The 1,448-nt window shown below is 69.8% G+C and carries 2 protein-coding genes; both read left to right on the top strand.

Features of this window, described 5'->3' with window-relative positions; genetic code table 11:
* Positions 1-88 precede the first annotated feature (88 nt).
* The gene (gene folE / locus A5663_RS06590; RefSeq protein ID WP_068145586.1) at positions 89-697 is read left to right on the top strand and encodes a GTP cyclohydrolase I FolE; all 609 of its coding nucleotides are present in this window, start codon (positions 89-91) and stop codon (positions 695-697) included.
* Positions 694-1,448: dihydropteroate synthase (gene folP, locus A5663_RS06585; protein WP_068145582.1), on the top strand; the 755-nt coding region annotated here is incomplete at its 3' end. The genes folE and folP, both read left to right, overlap by 4 nt.

Raw genomic sequence — 1,448 nt, 5'->3', positions numbered from 1 at the left:
GTCGCAGGGCCGCCCGCCGCAACCGAACGAGGGCCAGGGTCCGGACAACAGCCGGCGCTGACCGGCGGCAGGTTCACAGGAGGCTCCATTGGCGCAGTCGCAGCACAACTCTGTCACCTTCAGTCCGGCGAAGTTCGACCAGGAACGCGCGGAGGCCGCCGTCCGCGAACTGCTCATCGCGGTCGGGGAGGATCCCGACCGGCACGGGCTGGAAGCCACTCCGGCGCGGGTGGCGCGGGCATACAAGGAGCTGTTCGCGGGTCTCTACACCGACCCGGATTCCGTGCTGGACACCACCTTTGACGAGCAGCACGACGAACTGGTGCTGGTCAAGCAAATCCCGATGTACTCCACCTGCGAGCACCACCTGGTGTCCTTCCACGGTGTCGCCCACGTCGGCTACATCCCGGGCAAGGACGGCCGGGTGACCGGGCTGTCCAAGATCGCGCGGCTGGTCGACCTCTACGCCAAGCGGCCGCAGGTGCAGGAACGGCTCACCGGCCAGATCGCCGACGCGGTGATGCGCAAGCTCGATCCTCGCGGGGTGATCGTCGTCGTCGAGGCCGAACACCTGTGCATGGCGATGCGCGGGGTACGCAAGCCCGGCGCGGTGACCACCACGTCGGCGGTGCGCGGACAGTTCAAGGTCGATGCGGCATCGAGGGCCGAGGCGCTGGACCTGATCCTGCGCAGATGAGCCCGACCAAGGTGCGTGTCATGGGGGTCGTGAACGTCACCGACGACTCCTTCTCCGACGGAGGGTTGTTCCTCGACCGCGACCGCGCCGTCGAGCACGGGCTGGAGTTGATCGCCCAGGGGGCGGCGATCATCGATGTCGGCGGCGAGTCCACCCGCCCCGGTGCGGTCCGCGTCGATCCGGAGATCGAGAAGTCGAGGGTGCTGCCGGTCGTGCGTGAACTCGCCGGCCAAGGCGTCACCGTCAGCATCGACACCATGCGAGCCGACGTCGCTCGGTCCGCGCTGGAGAACGGCGCCCAGATGGTCAACGACGTGTCGGGCGGGCGCGCCGACCCGGAGATGGCCACGTTGCTCGCCGACGCGAAAGTGCCCTGGGTGCTGATGCATTGGCGCTCGGTTGGCGACGGTCGCCCGCACGATGTGCCCGACTATGGGGACGTGGTCGAGGACGTGCGGGCCGAACTGCTCGCCGGCGTGGACGCGGCGGTAGCCGCCGGCGTCGATCCCGCCAATCTCGTCATCGATCCGGGGCTGGGTTTCGCCAAGACCGGTGAACACAACTGGGCGCTGCTGCGCGCACTGCCCGAACTCGTGGCCACCGGCATCCCCGTGCTGGTCGGCGCGTCGCGCAAGCGTTTCCTCGGCACGCTGCTCGCGGACTCCGACGGCCGGCCGCGGGCGCCCGACGGCCGGGAGACCGCCACGGCAGTGATCTCGGCCCTGGCCGGGCTGCACGGCGCCTGGGGCGT

Origin of the sequence: Mycobacterium sp. E740 (assembly GCF_001672895.1) — a bacterium.
Lineage (GTDB): Bacteria > Actinomycetota > Actinomycetes > Mycobacteriales > Mycobacteriaceae > Mycobacterium.
Note: the sequence above shows the minus strand (reverse complement) of the source record. Positions and strands in the feature narration are given on the sequence as shown.